Source organism: Nostoc sp. CCY0012 (assembly GCF_963920855.1).
GTDB lineage: Bacteria > Cyanobacteriota > Cyanobacteriia > Cyanobacteriales > Nostocaceae > Cyanocohniella.
The window spans coordinates 34,696-53,236 of the sequence record NZ_CAWUDM010000007.1 but is presented as its reverse complement, the minus strand read 5'-3'; the positions used below and the strand labels follow the sequence as shown (position 1 = coordinate 53,236).

At 37.2% G+C, this 18,541-nt stretch carries 13 protein-coding genes, 1 pseudogene and 1 CRISPR repeat array; of the genes and pseudogenes, 6 read left to right on the top strand and 8 right to left on the bottom strand.

Annotated features, from left to right (window positions below):
• The first annotated feature begins 58 nt into the window (after positions 1–58).
• Complete coding sequence (locus tag ACM0OS_RS03165; RefSeq protein WP_414541698.1) at positions 59–1,093, top strand: M48 family metallopeptidase; 1,035 nt, start codon at positions 59–61, stop codon at positions 1,091–1,093.
• A gap of 325 nt (positions 1,094–1,418) precedes the next feature.
• Here ACM0OS_RS03165 and ACM0OS_RS03160 read toward each other — a convergent pair whose 3' ends face one another.
• From ACM0OS_RS03160 to ACM0OS_RS03125, 8 genes are all read right to left on the bottom strand, one after another.
• Positions 1,419–2,891, bottom strand: a complete 1,473-nt coding sequence (locus tag ACM0OS_RS03160; protein WP_414541697.1) for a TIGR03985 family CRISPR-associated protein — start codon at positions 2,889–2,891, stop codon at positions 1,419–1,421.
• Between the two features lie 380 nt (positions 2,892–3,271).
• Positions 3,272–3,433 carry a hypothetical protein gene (locus tag ACM0OS_RS03155; RefSeq protein WP_414541696.1) on the bottom strand — a complete coding sequence of 54 codons (162 nt, stop codon included), beginning with the start codon at positions 3,431–3,433 and terminating at the stop codon, positions 3,272–3,274.
• Between the two features lie 160 nt (positions 3,434–3,593).
• A complete protein-coding gene (locus ACM0OS_RS03150; RefSeq protein WP_414541695.1) occupies positions 3,594–5,324 on the bottom strand; it encodes a hypothetical protein in 1,731 nt (576 codons plus the stop codon).
• A 15-nt stretch (positions 5,325–5,339) separates the two neighbouring features.
• The gene (locus tag ACM0OS_RS03145; RefSeq protein ID WP_414541694.1) at positions 5,340–7,118 is read right to left on the bottom strand and encodes an RAMP superfamily CRISPR-associated protein; all 1,779 of its coding nucleotides are present in this window, start codon (positions 7,116–7,118) and stop codon (positions 5,340–5,342) included.
• Between the two features lie 67 nt (positions 7,119–7,185).
• Complete coding sequence (locus ACM0OS_RS03140) at positions 7,186–7,620, bottom strand: hypothetical protein (protein WP_414541693.1); 435 nt, start codon at positions 7,618–7,620, stop codon at positions 7,186–7,188.
• A 2-nt stretch (positions 7,621–7,622) separates the two neighbouring features.
• Positions 7,623–8,555, bottom strand: coding sequence for an RAMP superfamily CRISPR-associated protein (locus ACM0OS_RS03135; RefSeq protein WP_414541692.1), 933 nt, complete (start codon positions 8,553–8,555; stop codon positions 7,623–7,625).
• 32 nt (positions 8,556–8,587) lie between these two features.
• Positions 8,588–9,646, bottom strand: coding sequence for a type III-B CRISPR module-associated Cmr3 family protein (locus ACM0OS_RS03130; protein ID WP_414541691.1), 1,059 nt, complete (start codon positions 9,644–9,646; stop codon positions 8,588–8,590).
• Positions 9,613–11,421 carry a Cas10/Cmr2 second palm domain-containing protein gene (locus ACM0OS_RS03125; protein ID WP_414541690.1) on the bottom strand — a complete coding sequence of 603 codons (1,809 nt, stop codon included), beginning with the start codon at positions 11,419–11,421 and terminating at the stop codon, positions 9,613–9,615. Before ACM0OS_RS03125 ends, ACM0OS_RS03130 begins: the two co-directional genes overlap by 34 nt.
• A 297-nt stretch (positions 11,422–11,718) precedes the next feature.
• Positions 11,719–12,699: a CRISPR direct-repeat array (repeat unit 36 nt; unit sequence GTTTCCAATTATTCCGAATTAACCCAATCGGTGGGG).
• 506 nt (positions 12,700–13,205) lie between these two features.
• Here ACM0OS_RS03125 and ACM0OS_RS03120 point away from each other — a divergent pair.
• The 5 genes and pseudogenes from ACM0OS_RS03120 to ACM0OS_RS03100 all read left to right on the top strand — a co-directional run bounded on the left by ACM0OS_RS03120 (position 13,206) and on the right by ACM0OS_RS03100 (position 18,538).
• Positions 13,206–15,329, top strand: a complete 2,124-nt coding sequence (locus tag ACM0OS_RS03120; RefSeq protein WP_414541689.1) for an AAA family ATPase — start codon at positions 13,206–13,208, stop codon at positions 15,327–15,329.
• A gap of 1,478 nt (positions 15,330–16,807) precedes the next feature.
• Complete coding sequence (locus ACM0OS_RS03115) at positions 16,808–17,194, top strand: hypothetical protein (RefSeq protein WP_414541688.1); 387 nt, start codon at positions 16,808–16,810, stop codon at positions 17,192–17,194.
• A 93-nt stretch (positions 17,195–17,287) separates the two neighbouring features.
• Positions 17,288–17,584 (top strand): annotated as a pseudogene (locus ACM0OS_RS03110) (XisH family protein); the annotation flags it as partial.
• Between the two features lie 400 nt (positions 17,585–17,984).
• Positions 17,985–18,215 carry an element excision factor XisH family protein gene (locus tag ACM0OS_RS03105; RefSeq protein WP_414541687.1) on the top strand — a complete coding sequence of 77 codons (231 nt, stop codon included), beginning with the start codon at positions 17,985–17,987 and terminating at the stop codon, positions 18,213–18,215.
• Complete coding sequence (locus tag ACM0OS_RS03100; protein WP_414541686.1) at positions 18,203–18,538, top strand: XisI protein; 336 nt, start codon at positions 18,203–18,205, stop codon at positions 18,536–18,538. Before ACM0OS_RS03105 ends, ACM0OS_RS03100 begins: the two co-directional genes overlap by 13 nt.
• Positions 18,539–18,541: the final 3 nt, after the last annotated feature.

Sequence of the window (18,541 nt, the reverse complement as noted above, 5' to 3'; positions counted from 1 at the left end):
TGGTAAGTTACAGCATTGAAAATTTTCTAGCTGTAATTTAACTAAATGGAGTCAAGAGATGAGATTTAAAAATGCTGGCGGTAATTTAGCTGTAATTGCGATTATGGCACTATTTTGTTTGATAGTTTTGATTTATGGTTTGTGTGCCAGCTATTACGGTTTACTGTTATTTCAGCAGGGCGCATTAAGTTTTATTCTGGGGTTGTTTTTCTTGGTTTGTATTGGATTTCCCAGTCTTTATTGGGTTGTTACTACAAGTTACCGATACTTTTCCGCAGTTCCTACTTACATCAATCAAAGAAACATTCGGGTGATTAATCCATTTTTAGTAGATGAAAAAGGGCTGTATTCAGATACAGAAAAATGGTTGTGTAGCACAATTCGAGATATTGCGATCGCTGAAAATATCCCCAAAACTCCTGTAGTGGGAATTGAATTGTGTGATGATAATCCCAATGCTTATGCAGTTGGTGCTACTCGCTCGTATTCAATGGTAGTTGCAACTACAGGTTTAATTAAAAATTTAAATCGGGAAGAAGTAGCTGCGGTTATGGCTCATGAAATCGGCCATATTGCTAACTTAGATACGATGGCAAAAACCTTACTTTCCGCAACCTGGGGTGGGGTAATGATGACTCTTTTTAGACCCATGCTATTGGTTGTTTGGTATTTAGGTAGATTTGCAGCTTTATTAATGTTAATTGCGGGTTTAATTTATGGTTTGTTGGGAAATTGGCAACACGCAACGGGCTTTTTCATTGGTGTTGTAATTTGGCTAGTATTAATGTTATTACCATCAATGACCCAACTTTTGGTGACATTACTGACCTTTTGGCACAGTCGTTGGCGAGAATATCACGCCGATGCTGTTGCTGCAAGACTCACCAGCGTTGACGCGATGGTATCAGCACTCGCCACCTTGGACAGACTTCCCTTTCAACCACCAAAAAAGAACCGTGAAGAAATGTCAACTTTATGGATACGAGTGGAAATGAAAGAAGAAACCGGGGTTTTTCATTGGTTAAAACATAGCCATCCGCCAATTCACAAACGAATTGAGGCCTTAAGACGGGGATTTTATATGAAAACGTAGTACCGGCTCCCGGAAGTAAATTTAGGGTGCGTTATAAGGCAGCGCAACGCACCGATTTATCATCAATCATAGAGATGCGTTAGAAGATATTTGAAAAGTGATGGCTGATGTTTAAAAACTTTATTTCCTCCTAAATCTTCCTTAAAAAGGAGGACTTTGAACAGGTTATTCACCCCTTTTGAAAGGAGGTTAGGCAGGGTGGTTTCATACAACCGTAGACTTTTGAAACACCCTCTTAGCCTACGGTGTAACACACCCTAGCTTAAATTCCTATTTCTTGATATACATTGAATTTTTCTCACCGACTTACTTGATATAAAATTAGCTAACAATCATAAAATGTATACGCTTCACGAATGTTCTTGGCGATGTGTTTTCGTAATTCCATCGGCAATAAAACCTCAACATTAGCACCCCAAGCAAGCAAACGCATGATGATATTATTATCATTGGCGCGATAGATGACACTGTAATAAGCATCGTCAGGATGTTTTGTTACAATAGTATTTAATAATTTTTCTTCCTGGGGATTACTTGTATAATGATGAATTATTTGTGCTAGTTTGGCAGGTGATTTTATGTAAGTAAACGTGTTATGACGAAAGGTATTTTTAATGTAGCGTTGGTGATAATCGTGCTTAAATCTCAGCAACATGAAGTGAGGAGGTTTATTCATTTCAAATCCCCAAGCACTGCTGATTTCTTTTTCCACATCATCTGGCTCTGGTAGTTGATTATTGAGATATTTATCTAACATTTGTGGGGGAATAATTTGATTTGACCAATCCACAAAGGCAAATGATTTAATCCGTTCCAAACGATAAATGTACCAATTCACATCACCTTGAGGATTTAACCCATAACCACAAAGATATTTTGCCCTTTGCAGGTAATAAATACACACCGGATAAACCAAGCATTTTTTATCACCACAACGAGCGCTAGCATAGTTTAAAAATATTGGTTTAATTTCCCGACTTTGCCAATTTGCTTGTAATTCCTCTTGTAAATTATCAGTATTAAGCTGGTTATCCTCAGATAAAATATAATCTACGTGCAAAAATATCCGTCGAGTTCCGTAAACTTCCCCAGAAATTTTATCGGCAATCGGTGCTAATTTGGGGTCGAGAAAACTCAACATATCCAAGGCTTGGGCTAAATCTGCCATTTCAGTAGGATTTAATTCGGGAAAAAATCCACTCCAATTTATTGGCTTTTTAGCAACCTTGGTACACAGCCAATCGGGTAATTTATCTACTCGATAGATAATATTTTGCTTTTTAAATAGGGATGTTTCGCATTTGAGACATCCTTTAGCTATCAAAGTATTGATATCTGCCTGTAGGCTTTTTCTCACTTTAGCAAACAGACGATGGTGAATTACTTTAATAATCGTTTCTTGGGATATATAAATATTTTCTTGTAATTCCTCCAGCCACTCATCAACATTAATATTATAAAATCGTAACCAATCGACAGTCGTTTTATAACAGGGGCAGAGGGGATGATGGGGTTTGAAGATTTCGTCATTTTTCTCCAATAAACGACCAAGGGGATGTCCCGATTGAAATGATGGTTGCAGATGGAATAGGTCTTGATTAAAAAAGTATTCGCTCCATTCATTGAAGGTTATACCAGTATAGCGATCGCACTCCAAATTTTTGCTTGCTTCTCCATAAAACCAATTGATTAAAATCCAGCGTCGCATTGCTGTAATTAGGTTTTGGCTCTGGTTGAGGGAACCATCCACTAATCGCTGGAGGATGAAGAAGTGGGGGAATAATTCGGGTATATGCATTGCAAATTCCCTCTGTTGTGCGCGCAATTGTACAAGCTGGGTTTATTCTTATTTCTTTTTATTATTGTTGGGAAGGAGTAAAAAATCGTCTGTTTGTGATGCGATTGACGAATTTTTATGAAAAAGTCTCCACGCTGTTATTGGAGACAATTTTTAGATGCACTGGGGATAGACGATGAAAGAGGTTTCCAATTATGCGCCTCCACATTGTTAGTGGAGACACAAACTTTAACTTTGTGCAGGCTGATTACAGTAGGTTTCCAATTATGCGCCTCCACATTGTTAGTGGAGACCTAAATATCGTGAAGACTACCAAGAAAGTTTGGAGTTTCCAATTATGCGCCTCCACATTGTTAGTGGAGACCTTAGCAGTAGAAGCATCAATGCCAAAGGATGCGGAGTTTCCAATTATGCGCCTCCACATTGTTAGTGGAGACTGCTGGAGTCGATAAGACTTGATATACAAGGCTTTCAACACCCGTTTGCGCGGATGAAATTAAAAAGTATCGTTTGCGCGATCGCTTGTCAAGTCCTCCTTTCATCAAAATGACCTCAAACACTTTCCTGGTATAGATTACAGAGTTTGCGCGAACCTCTTTTTCTCCTAAAAACATCCAAAGCCATACCTGATAAGCCTTTACAGGTTATACAACAAGCGTTCTATAAATCCACCTGCTGGTTCGCGCAGTTTTAGGTGGTGTTTTAAGTGATGTCGTTGGCGATCGCTTCTAGTTCATCATACAAGTTCCTGTCATTATAAGGTAGACCTAAATTCTTGATTTCCTTAATAAATTTTTCTTTAACTTCTTTTCGGTATGTAGTCAAAACATCTGTGTAAGTTGATGTTTTTGGATTCCCTAACAGGTATTTAATTACTTCTTGCTCGTTAAATCCCACAAGATTATGCATTAACCCATTACGAATATCATCATCATATTCATTTTTATCCCTTTTCCCAATGCATATCCATTCAAGTAAATCCCAATGTTGGAAATTTGGTTGCAGTCCACGAAGCCATTTAAATAAAGCCGGATTATCTTTGATTAGCTTAAAGTTGATTTTTTTAAATTTCTCTTTTTCCGTATCTCCATCATCGTAAAAATGATTTAAAGGAAAAGATATTTTTTTTAAGATTTCGATTTTAAGTCTCTTTTTATCATTCTTTTGTAATTTTCCAAAGGAATTTTCAAGCTCTGTATCAGCACTATCTAAAAATAGTAAGCCTAACTCTTGCCACTTAATTAAAATGGAAATATCAAAATCTTTCTCCACTTCTTCATGTTTCAAAGTAATTATTTTATCTTTAATTGCATGAGAAATCGCCGCTCTCATAAAAGTTTCCTGTGCCGCAGCCAATAAAGCAATACCCGGAAGATAATTTTTTTCTTTAAAGAAAATTTCTATTAAGGTGAGCGCATCAACAACACGCTGTGTTGCTGCTTCTACATCATTGAAATCTTTTCCCTGAGTTAAACTCTCACAAATATTAAACACGTTCACCATATTCTCTAAACGCGGTATGACATCTTTGGTGTGAACATAACCAATTTCTTTTAACATTGCCAAAGCTGTACCAGGTAAACCATCGAGAGTTAATTGTTTCGCCTTCTGGATTTGGATTCCCATCCAATAATTAGAAATATTGACTAATTGAGGTTCTGATGCTGGCTGATTATCATCATTGAAAAATATGTTGCTAGATAAAAATTTGATATTTTTAAAATTACTTAGACTGATAAACTGTACTGCCGAAGAAATTGCCGGAGTTCCCGCTTGATGGCTAACATATACAGTTTCGTTAGGGTCATATTCAGAATATTCTGCTAATTTATTTTTAATATTTTTGAATTCTTCTTTCACTACTTCTAAAGTTTCATTCCAGTTATCGAGTCCTTGCTGGAATGGTCTTAAAGTGAAAAACTCTAATTTAGTTGATAAGAAAAGTTTATGTTGTTGAAAATATTGATTAACTATAGGCTTTAAAGTGCAAGTATCTTGCCAAAAAGGAGAAAATATATTTCTGGCTTTTTCATTCAAATCACTATTCTCTTCAACAAATATATTTCTTTGGTCGGTCAGTAATACAATAATAAGAGATGGTGTATTATTACGATTTTTTAAAAAGTGTTCTGAAAATGTATTTAACAACGGAAAGGCTAAATGCTTATCATTGTTTTCTGCATTTTTTACATCGTTCTCATATAAAATATTATCTTCTATATGGTTTTCATATACAATACCTAACACCCTTGCAGGAACTGGGTAAAAACTAGTCATTTCGTCTTTTATGAAGTTGCCGGCACTGGAAAAATCCTGAAAATTTTTAAGATCAGACTCACCTTCTACTTCATTATGAAAAATATTCCAGTCATCAAGTGCATTTTGTGTTAATTGCACATCGCTGTTTCCGGTAGTGATAATCCAAATCGACATATTTAATTCCCCTAACTAGCAAACTTTTATAAACTCAGTTTTGTCTCTGAGAAAATTCAAAAACTTTTCTGTTTCGTTTTTCATTTCATCTGATTCGTCAGGAAAGATAGTCAGGATTTCCACATAACCTTCACCTCTCACAATCTCGCGTTGATTATTAGTAATAAAGTGTGGATACATGCGATGCCAAATACGTCCGGTATATCCCATACTTCCGGCTAAAGTGTTGGGTATGTTGGAGTTTCTCGATGCTTTAATTGTGTCATGACCATTATAAGAGTCATGAAACCAACGGATTGCTTGACTTTTACCATTTTTGGCGAAATGCGCCCATACTTCAACTTTTGGTGAATACCAAGCCTCCCGCCAGTATACTATGTCATTGTTTTGATTTGGTAGGTTGCGATCGCGTTCTATTCGCTTATTTTGTGGTTTAGTATCTATCCAAACACGTAATTCATCGCGGATTTTTTGAATATATTTAGGAATATCAACTTCAAGATTATCAACAGAATAATATTCTGATACATTCAAATATTGCCAATGACAACCAATTACTTTTTCTGGATAGTCATCAAAATAAGTTCGATCGAATTCTTTGTGACAAACCCTGCGCCAAGATTTTCCAAATCCACCAAATAACATAGCAAATTTAACTAAAGCCTTGGCTGTATTTTCTAAAATTTTCCTATCTGCATCATTTATCTGAGGATGCATACAAAAAATATTTAAAGTTCCCTCTGAGAGTTCGTAGTGTCCAGGATGGGTTTCAGTAGAAATGATCTGTGAGGAGTCAAAATTAAAATCTACTCCTAACTTTCCAACAATTGAATCTCTCTTACCAAAACCACCCCATAATTGATTAGTAATGTCTTTAGCTGTTCTTTCGTCAGTCATTCCCGCCAATAAGCGTAAGGTATGACCACGTAATGCAGCTTTGAACATATTTGGACGAAATTCGGTTATTTTATTAACTAATTTTGAGGCTGCGCCTTGTCCTTTTAGTTTAATCGACAATAACAAATCCGACCTATTAATAAAACGATTTTTTTCGGTATTGTCTAAGGTATTATCTAGGAAAATAAAATATCCGTAACCAGCACTAACTCTAGAACCAAGTCCGTTTGCTAAGGTTATTTCCCAGATCTCTTTGATTTTACGCCACTCTGAATCATCTAAATTTTTATTACTGGAAAATCCGAATTTTAATGTACTTTGATATAGGGATATCTGGGAGTTAGCATTAGTAATTTTGTCTTGAATTACTTGCTTTTCTTGTTGACTGTGGATAACATCTACCAGACTTTCAGGATTTTCTGTCCAATCCATATTGATTGGATAAGCACCATGAAAACGTAAAATTCCCGGTTCGCTACTACCATTAGATAGCTTTTTTCCACAATATTTCTCAGCTTCTTTCTTCCCCTGTTCTTTCCCATACTTTTGCTTACAAGCGCGGATGAAAGCACCTTTCATACTTGCACCAGAGAAATAGGGAAAACCTCTAGCACCAATAATCGGACGAATAACACCTTCATCCTGTCCGCTATTAGAAACTAATCTCCATTTAATTTTGTATTCCCATAATTTCACCTGGGAACCAAATCCTGGGAGTTTTAAAGTATTTTTTGAATCCTTGTTTGAGTAGTAATCAAAAACAGCCATCCACTCATCAACCCATATCTCTGCATCTTGATACTCATCGTTTCTCGTTCTCTGTGTATCTACACGCTGAATTTGGCAACGCCCCCCAATTTGAGCGCGAAACATCATTGGTACATCTTGAGAATTCATAAGTTATCTGCCATCGTTACAGGAATTTTGATTATTGAAATTCGTTCATTGCTGGTTTTAAATTTACTTAATCATTTGACTTTTTATATCGTTGTGTCCACCAAACCAAACTGTCACATAATTGAGTTAAAACAGCTAAAGTGACTCTCTGGTGTTCGATGGGGAATTTTTTACTATCCCAGAACTTTTGGGTCATTCTATCAATACCTGGGGTACTAAAATTTCTCCCATTCCGTTCTATATTGTCATTTGGGACTTCAATTCCCGCAATTTTCATGGTATCTACTAATTTGTCCCAGACTGCTTTCCAAAATAGACCTTTTTTGAAATCTTTGGTGTTTTCTCCTTTACACATTAAACGTAAATGCTCTCCCCAAAATCTTTCTAAACCGTAAGCTGCGGTGACACGCATTTTGTGAGATTCATTTAAAACATCGTCATCTCGGTATTTAAGTATCAGTTTTTGAGCTTCACGATCAAATTCGTAATAATGCAATGTCATAGTTATTCCTGGCCTTGTTTCTCTGATTGTTGAGCTAATTTATTTTCTGGATGATGTTTAATTGTTAAATGGCAATTACCGAAACCGATAGATTCGAGTCCACCCAAATATATCTCTCCATTTAATTCTCCCTTAATTGGTTTCCAATTCCAATTTTTATCATGTGGTTTAATAGCAATTGGAAAGGCTAAAATTGTACCTTCTGGCAAAGCTTCTATATTGAAAAAATGTCCTTCTTTTGCTTTCTTCATATCATCATCTAATGCAACTCGACTCTGACGATATAAAGCCATATCATGAATCATCGGCATATCATTGTCATCTACAATAACTGCTGGCAATTCTTCACCTAAAGGGAATAAAGCTAATAAGTCTTCTTTTTCTTGACAATTTAATTCTTGAAGTTCTAAAAAGCCAAAATTGAAAAAGAGAAATTTCTTATTCTTGAATTTAGAGCTTTCTGATGTGGATTTTAGTGCGCTATTCCATAGTTTTTGCGAAGCTTTATACTTGAGAAGATGTATGTTAACTTTATTTAACCCAGCTATCCGGTTATATCTTTTCAATAAACTAGGACAACTAACCCAAACTATGGGTTGTCCTGGACAGAAAACAGGTAGCCAGACAATGGAAGCGTGTTCTAACTTAATCACAGCTTCTGTGGTGCTATCTGGTTGTCCTAGTTCAGCTTTTTGACCATACCAAAATTCCTCATTTTGTTCAGGGGGAATTGTTTTTCCTTGTTTCTCTAAATATTTGCGATATTGCCGCATATCTGCTCGTAAACGCCCGCGAATTGAACTACCATTAATAATGCCTGTTTGAGTAAATTGGTCACGAAATATCAAGTTTAAATTACCGTTTTCTTCCCCTGCGCTTGCACCAACATGAACTGGTGCTAAAGTTTCAATAATCCCGTAAGCTTTTTGATACATTATTCTCTCTCTTGTTTGGTTGATAATTGATTTTATTGATATTTTTGTAAGCCTTTAAGATCTACTGGTAAACATAAACCACAACCGATTTTCTTTAAGCTATATCCCTGACAGGGAAACCAATTTTCATCAAACTCACTCCACGATTTATTAAGTGGTTTTGGTAATACATATACACTCCCTGCGGGAACTGCATAACGTCCTCTACCCAATCTTTCACCTGAACTATACCGATAGGGTATGGCTTTATCAGTTAATAATTTAGTTTTATCTTCTGGAAAATATGACGCTAAATCTGGGTGTTGGGGAAATCGATAAGAAAAGCGTGTTGAACCCCAAATAGCAGGAGTAATTAAAGCAAATGCTTGTTTGATTGGTTCTTTGAAAAGTTTCAAGATTTTACTTGTCTCGTCAATTTTTTGACATTCAATTTCTACAATATGGTTTTCTCCTCCAAAGCGATACCATCTATTATTTAATTCATGTAATTTATTTGATTCATGTAATTCATGTGTTGATAAGTAAACTAAACAAATATCTTCTGGCATTTGTACAGCATTTTCTAAAAATAATCCATCTTGTTTTTTGGGGTGACGTTCTTCGTCTTTCATATGAGGATGAAGAAAAGATATATATCTCCACGGTTGATTTTGACATTTTGGTTGCTTGTCTTTCCAAGAACTAATTCTTTGCCATTGAAATGCTGGTTCTAGTTGTTCTTCATTTGCTGCATATTTCTTGTCACGTTGCCAATTACCATTTTCAAGTTTCCATTCATCTTTTTGATTATTTTTACCAATAATTCTGTGCCAAGGAATCGGTACATAAAAATCTTGTTTGTTTTGTTCTTCTGCCCAAAACGGCCCTGCGGTATGTAAGTTTTCACATAATTCTTGATGAATTTGTGTTTTTTGTGATTCTGTGAGATTCTTTCCTGCTAATTTTGCACTAAAAAATAAACCCGAAAGTGCAGCAGCACTTGGTGGAAATTTTTCTCCAGAACGACCAACTAAATTTTCTGGAGACAGAAATGCTCCTGAACTACCATATAAGAAACCTAATGGTCTAATGAAGATGAAGTATTTGAACATAAGTGCCAACCAATTGTAATTAAGTTTTCTATCCAATCAATCATTTGTGATGCACTTTCTGCTGGGTTTATATCTTTATCTGCTCCGATAATAAATTTTTCATGTTTGGGATTTAACTGTTGTTTTTTGGGATTTGATGTATCTTTTTTGGATTGAGATTTTTTATTTTGTGAATGGGATTTTTCTACACTTGAATCTATTAATATATCTTGCCAATCAGGAAAATAAATCTCAAAAAAATCTAAAAAAGCTTGGCGATCGCTCTCGTTTCTGTTTTGTTTATCTGTTCTCTGACGACGGTTTTCTCCTAGTCCAAAAGCGTGACGGGCTTTGAGTTGGGCTAAATCGCTATATATATGCGTCCAATTCGGTTCATATTTACTATCCCGACCTTTGCACTCCCATTCTGGATAGGTGTTACCATTGCGATCGCGGTAATTTTTCAAAATATGCAAATACTTCCACGGACAAGTCCACTCCACATACTGTCCACTATTAAACACGATTCTAATGGTCACGCGATCGCGCTTTAAACTTTTGGCTGTTTCCTGTGCTTGACGACAATGTTGTAATACATCTCGCTGAGGAACACTTCCTGCAACCCAAACAAAACCAACACTTACACTAATACCTTGTCCGTTCTCTTGCCATTTATCATTTAATATCATCAACCATGACAACGCAGTCAATCCAGGAATCGGTTCTTTGACATTTTTACTATAAATTACACCTAAAAAATCATCTCCACCAGCATAAACTACTCGTCCAATATCATCTTGTCCTGCAAAGTTATTATAGAAATTCTTCCCCCAATTTCTTAAAGCCAGAGTAAAATCTCTTATTCCTTGTTCACCATAATTTTTCGCTATTTCTTTGAGTTTATTACCAACCTTATCTCCATCACCCATAAACCAACCCGTCCATTGTCCTGGTTCATATTCTGATTGTTTGGTTAGCGATTCCGTAATTTTTTCTTTTATCGTTGGTTTGCGTTGAATTTCGCTAAAATTCTTTTCTAGTTCTTCAAATGGTTTATTCTGATTTCTTCGTTGGTTAATTTTCTTCCTCACTTCGTACCGTGTTACCAGGCGTTTAGTTAACTCTGGAATGCTAAGTTTTTCAGTAGAATCAATAACTTCATTTGTAATTCTTTCCAATTCTTCATAAAAAGGCCTTATATTGCTATCTTCTCTTCTATAGTTGAAATGGTCTAAATTCGGAAGCTTAGGCAGTTCTCCTCCTAATCCTGGAAATGCAATTCCATCTGTACCTGTTAAACTCGAACTTTCCCCAATCCAGTTAATCGCAGTCCAAGCACGAGAAAGTTTGCGAGTTTCCAAATCTTCCATTGCTGCAATTATTCCTTCACCTTCCGTTTTTCCTACTCCCGTTCCCCAAAAGATTTCCCAAGCATGGTTTCCCCAATGTCCCCACTCACGTTCCCATTCATATTCATAATCGGATAATTCTGTCTCAATCCAGTTACGACAGACTGCAAGTATATCCTTCCAAGCTGTTAATAATTCCTGCCGTGCAATATCTTCAGGAAAATTACCTTTTATAAGGATGCGGTTCGGCATTCCTTTTTGCAAGTGAATATTTCCAGGGGAAATTACCTGAGTATCTGGATGTCTATCTGCTGCTAGCACTATTTGTTGACTGAGGTAGGACAAAATTAACGACGCACCATATAAATCCCTCAACTTCCGCGATTTTTCGATAAATCCCTGCACTGGTGCAAAGGTAATTGCTGTATAGATTGCTTCATCAGCCATACTCTTTCTCAAATGGATAATAATCTAAACTTACATTCTGGTGTAAAAAACGTATCATGGACAACTCGATCGCTATCCAAAAATACTGATTTTCTTTATCTCTGTAACAATACGTAAAAAAGAAAAAGAAAAAGTAAAAATAAGTTCCTTTACTTTTTAGTATTCAGGCGATCGCTTGTTATATTTAGTTTTGCAGAGATGACCTAAATTGAAAATACGAACTCATGCGAATGACGAAAAATACTTTGATGAGCGGTAACTTCGGGGTCATTGGACGGGGATGAAATAGGCACCTATGTTTCCAATTATTCCGAATTAACCCAATCGGTGGGGTAACACTTCTACCTTTGTTTTCTACTAAATCAAATCTGTTTCCAATTATTCCGAATTAACCCAATCGGTGGGGTTGGATGATAAGTGTTTACATTCCAGAACAATCTTTTTTGTTTCCAATTATTCCGAATTAACCCAATCGGTGGGGTGTATTTTTTGGGATTCAGACTATGTCTTTTATTACTTCGTTTCCAATTATTCCGAATTAACCCAATCGGTGGGGCTAATTGGGATTTCTCGCTCCCAAGATGATTTTATGTTTCCAATTATTCCGAATTAACCCAATCGGTGGGGATATTTATATGCAAGTTGATCGCTGCGTAAAATGCGTTTCCAATTATTCCGAATTAACCCAATCGGTGGGGTATCGAGAGTTATCAGCTTGCCTTCAAAACTAGCTGTTTCCAATTATTCCGAATTAACCCAATCGGTGGGGGCAATAAGGTTGAATTATGTCCATTTCAGTTTCTGACGAGTTTCCAATTATTCCGAATTAACCCAATCGGTGGGGTATGGGGGCTAGTCGCTTGGGGTTATTTAACTCTTGAAGGGTTTCCAATTATTCCGAATTAACCCAATCGGTGGGGTAACAATCAAAGTTCGTCAAGCTCTTCGGCAACGTGTTTCCAATTATTCCGAATTAACCCAATCGGTGGGGCTAACAAGTTCCAAATTATTCAAGTGATTGATAGAAGTTTCCAATTATTCCGAATTAACCCAATCGGTGGGGTGAGGTCTTCTCAAATTCAAATGTAGAGGTAACACCCTACTGTTTCCAATTATTCCGAATTAACCCAATCGGTGGGGTTAAGCGGGAAGAACGATTGGCGATTGCGGAAGTTTCCAATTATTCCGAATTAACCCAATCGGTGGGGTCAAGCATGGTGAAAAACCCATTGAAGAGCTGGAGTTTCCAATTATTCCGAATTAACCCAATCGGTGGGGAGTTCGTCTAGCAGCCCTTACCCAGTAAGGGTTTCAGACCGCAAATCGACACACCTCTAAAAAACATTGTAAATCCAGTCGCAAAATTAATCAAACACATAGCTCAAACCCTTAAACAGCAAGCAATCGACACACCTCAACGAAAGAATAGGGGTTTGGGCGATTTGGGGAGGTGTGTAGATAGTCATGTTACAAAAACTCCTAAAATAACCTCAAAACTAGACACAGAAAGACTTTGATACCAGACTTGCTTTGAGATAACATCTGATTGGTCATTCGCACAAGCAATGTAAAATTATCATTTGTACACGACTAAGATTAAACCTAGAGCGGCAAAACTAACTTGAGAGGTGAAACGAAAGGCTTAATTGCGTTTGCGCGAAAGAAAATCAAAAACGATTTTTCTAGGTTTCCAAAATATCTCTAGCAAGTTTTACCACACTAGAAAATGATATTGCTCTGTGATATTACAAATTCATCAAAGCAACTATAAAATTATACTTTATATGCCAACGTCCCAACTCAAGACTCAACAGGCAGCTAAAACCGACTCCAAAACCTACGCTCATTTTCTCATCGGAACACCAGGAAGCGGTAAATCTACCTTTGCAAAACTCCTATCCAGCCTGGAAAATTGCGAAATTATCTCTACTGACGAAATCCGCCAAGAACTGTATGGTGACGTGACAATTCAAGGCGAATGGCACACAATTGAAGCCACTGTTATCAACCGTATTTGTACTGCATTTAGTTTAGGTAAAAGTGTTATTTACGATGCTACCAATTATAAGCGTTCCTTTCGCATGGACTTTTTACTCAAAGTCAAAACCCAACTTGCACAATGGGAGTTACCCCAACTCCACTGGGTTGGCTGGTATTTAAAAACTCCCTTAGAAATTTGCATTAGCTGGAACCAACAGCGCCAACGCCAAGTTCCCCCAGATATTATTGAAAGTATGTATAAACTGCTGCAAGAATCACCACCGATTACTGATGAAGGATTCGCCGCAGTCAATAATATTGATGTCACTTCACCCGAATTTTCCCAACACCAAATTGCTAAATCAATTGCAAGTGTTCCACGTCAAATTGTCAGCTTTCAAAATCGCCATGCAAAAATCACACTCCATCGTTACAGTCATCTACTAGATTTTGAGCGGTTGATGTATTTGATATTCTTAATTATTAACTATCCTGGAATTGGTGAGTTGCACTTAACTAAGCCTCAACTCCTAGAAAATATACTTGGTCATATTCCAGATTTTGCTAACTCCCTGCAAGAAATTACTGCCGTTATGGCCAAGATGCGGGGTGAAATCTATGCTAGGGAAGATGCTATAGCTGCTGATTTAAAATGGCTAGAAGCTGAGGGAATTATCAATAGTAATTTAAAAGTCAGCGGTCAAGATTTATCAACATTTGAGCCTGATGAGTTGATATCTTTAAGTGCAACACACTCCTACTCAGACAAAAAAGTTTTTGGACGTTTAATCGGGACAATCCGCTTTATTTTCCACTACCCTTTTTTAGCTGACATGGGTGTAGGTAGTTTGAACACTTTACTTCGATCTCTTGCACAAGCCGGGGTAATTGACAACTATCGTCAAGAAAAAGATAGAATTCGTAAAGATATTGAAAAAGTTTTAAAACCCTATAAAATATTACCTGAGTTTCCTATGCGTCACGGTTATTTTGCTGGTACAGGCATCCTTTCTAAACCAGAATTAATCAAAGTCTTTGATATTATTCAATCCCAAGCCAACAGTTTAAATGACCCCCAAGCTCTAGCAATCTACGAAACATTTAAGCAACGTTTGTTACAAACCCGTACCATAGAACATACTGAAAATATTTATCCCGTCAGAGCGATCGCTAATAGCTCCATAGTAGACCCCAAGCATCTCCATAGCAGCGCCTTAAGTAATAATCTCACCCAGTTGGAAACAGCAATTGTCGAAGGAAGGCTGTTGGAGTTACAACGGTTTGCAGGTGCGGGTAGATACGAAGGGGATGAAAAAGACTTTTTCTTAGCCTATCCATTGCAAATGGTGTTTTCCAATTTTGCTTGGTACTTGGGTTATGAATGTGTGAGCGGTGAAACATCTAGTTTACTGCGATTTGAACGTCTGGATAGATTGTTTTTAGGTAAACCTCAAACCCAACAACGCAGCCGAGAAGCACAAGAAAAAGTGTTGCAAAAGTTACAAAAATTATTTAAATCTGGTGCGGGTATGTATTTAGGAAATAGCAGTACTGACCAACAACAATTTCTTAGTGCAGATCAACAAGAACGAATGCAAGTCTGTGTGACAGTGGAACTCTGGTTTAATGATCGGATTTATCCCTTTATTACCGAGGGGACAAAACGGTTCACACACATGAAAATGTCCCCACCAATTCAGAAGACAAGGAGTAATTTACCCAAGTCTCTATTTTGCTTGGCTAGAACTGGCGATCGCAATTTTCCCCATCGGTTTCAAGCAAAATTTCCCAAGTGGACATTAGATGATTTTGATTTGTGGAGATGGATTGTGGGGTTTGGTGGCAATGTTAAGGTAGTAGCACCACAGGAGTTAGTGGAAAGGGTGAAGGAAATAGGTCAAGGAATCGTAACTAATTATGAAAGTTAAGATACAGTTGTGGGTTCGCAGATAAGATGAAATGTGAACAACGAAGTTATAGGGGTTCCAGGCACCGAGATTCGCGCATAAAGTGAAATCGATTGTGGGGTAAGCGTTTGAGCCTCTTAGCGACTTTGCACATAAAGTGAAATTTTGCATCTAATCACAGAAATTCACAGTATTTTTGGCAATAGTGGTAGTATTTTATATCCAAGAATATAAACGTTACGCACAAAAGCTACTTGACTACCTTCTTATCAAGAATGTATTGGTAATTTTATAGAGCGGGCGATTGCGCGGAGCGCAGTGCCGGAGGCAATCGCACAGGGAATAACACTTAGATAATGTATTGTTTTTGTGGGTTTGCAGACTAAGTGAAATTTTTTCAACGCAAGAATAAGGGTTTGAGTAATTTTTGTTGCAGACTAAATGAAATTTTTTGCGGACTAAGTGAAAAATTCCCCCTAAATTCGCAGACTAAATGAAATTTTCCGCAAAATAAGTATAAGATGTGTCAATTCGTTACCCCACAAACCTTTGGAGCAAAATTTTATAATTAGCGATCGCTCTGTGGCTACGAAAGAATCAGGGTTACACCAGCAGATTTTCAATTAGTCTGCAATAGAATTTCACTTAGTCCGCACGAATTTCAATTAGTCTGCAAACCGACATTTTATACTTTAAAATGGCAGACTATTTTGTAAGCATATAAAAAAGTTCAACAATTCTAGTCTCTCAAAGCATTGATTTTTCGTGGTTGGGTGCAAGTCCACGTAAAAATAAGTTGAACAATTTGGGGATGGAAAAGTGATCACTCTACCACTTTTTCAATACAGAGATACCAAACTCAAATAAAAAAGTTGAACAATTAGGAAAGTAATCCTACCCGAATGTGGGCGCGATCGCTCTAGTAATAATGTAGCGATCGCACGGCGTACAGACAAGCGAGCGATTTATGGACGGATGCCTGGAGCTGGATAAAGCACCTAACAGAAATTGTTGGACTTTATTATTTATTGTTGATGTCGGTTCGCAGACTAATTGAAAAAATCTTAACGGAGTAATCAGGGTTCTGGCTTGTTTTGTCGCAGACAAAGTGAAAATTTGTCGCAGACTATTTGAAAATTTCCTACCAAATTCGCAGACTATTTGAAATTTTCCGCCAAATGAGGAGAAAAAAGTGTAACTCTTTACAGTACAAGGCTTTGGAGCAATAATTCTGTAACTAGCGATCGCAGTTTATCACGAAAAACTTAGGGTTTCAGAAACATAATTTTCAATTAGTGCGCGAATATTTTCACATAGTCTGCGACAATTTTCACTTTGTCTGCGAACCGACACCGTTCCGGCAAACTTATGCTTACAGTCACACTAAGTAGTGAATTATCGGAGTTTATATCGGATAAAAGATAAGGATACTTTATTTTGTGTTGTAGTCTTGTGTTACAATGTAACTTTAAGCATAATATGAGCAAACAGCTTAGTTAATGGTTTCAAGCGTGGCACAATTAACCATTCAAATACCGGATGAACTAGCCGGGCGTTTAGAACCGTTGCAAAGTCGCTTGCCTGAATTGCTCTGGCGATTGTTGGATAGTGATCCCACACAAACAACACAGCAGTCTCAAGTTAATACGGCGACTGGAGAAATTCCCGAAGTTTATCAAGAAGTGCTAGATTTTTTGATTAAGCGTCCAACATCAGAAGAAATTATTGCCTTTAAAGTCTCAGTCAATGCTCAAAGAAGGCTAGAAGTATTATTAGAAAAAAACCGTTTTGGTACACTTACTCCTATAGAAACGGCAGAATTAGATGTTTACGAGCAATTAGAACATCTGATGATTTTGCTCAAGGCGCGTGCTATGAAAAAGTAATCAAAGAAAATGCCTTCTAATTCAATTTCTACAGAACTGAGAAAGCTGATCGTAAATAGAGCTTCAGGACGCTGCGAATGAAGATATGAGAATATGCCAGCAAGAGATGTTTTTCACGATGCAGTCAAGCAAGGATTAATTGCCAATGGATGGAAAATTACCCATGACCCATTGCCAGTTAGTTTTGAATTGGGTGATATGTATATTGATTTGGGTGCGGAAAAACTGTTGGCAGCCCAAAGAGGGGAGGAAAAAATTGCAGTAGAGATTAAAAGTTTTGTTAGAACTTCGGCAATCTATGAATTTCACACAGCATTAGGACAATTTATCAACTACCGACTGGCACTGTCTGAGCAGGAACCAGAGCGCACACTGTATTTAGGGGTGGATCTAGCGAAGCTGTCATGAGGGGCAAGATAGCTGGAAACTATTGCTATTGTCGGTGGAACCATAAGATTGCCGTTTTTACGTGCTTATGCTTCTAATTAAAATTGGCAATCTTATCCTTCTAATGTCTCTAATCCTTGCAGGCTATACATTTGGCAATAAAATGGTTGATAATGCACCCGGACTAAAAAAGTAGGATTGAAATCCCCTAAAAAGCTGAAACTTCTCTGGCATAAGCATTTGGTAATCCTACACCCACTTAAAAATCAAATCTTAAGATTACCTTTTTTTGGCAAGCTTATAATTCCATTTTTGATTTCCGGCAATATTATGGTTCCAATGCATCAAAAAAGGATGCGATCGCTCTCACGGAAGAATAAGTATTACAGCCCTAAAAGCGGCAATGTTATGGTTCCAGTCGCGGCAATGTTATCGTCCCACCGACAGTAAGAGTTTTCAGTCTATCTTGCCCCTGGTGACAGCTTCGCTATATCTACGCCATTTAGCAGTACCAATTGATGCTTACAGTTCATTTTTTACAATTAGACTCGTACAAAATATTATCCGTATTCATCAATTGAAATTAATAGTTTATAACCCAGAGACAGAGGAGATTGTAGAATGGATAAAATAACACAGTACAGTGAAATCGTACAAAAACTGCTACGTGAATATGCAGAAATTGGTAGTCCTGATTCAGATATAGAAACGCAAATAGTATTTGATACCGAACGCCATCATTATCAATTGATGAATGTGGGGTGGAAAAATCAACGCCGAGTTTATGGTTGTTTTTTACATATTGATATTAAAGATGGTAAAGTCTGGCTGCAACATAATGGTACAGAATCCGAAGTTGCAGAAGAACTGGCAAATTTAGGAATTCCTAAGCAAGATATTGTGATCGGATTTCACGCTCCTTTTAAGCGCCAGTTTACAGATTATGCAGTTAGTTAAGCC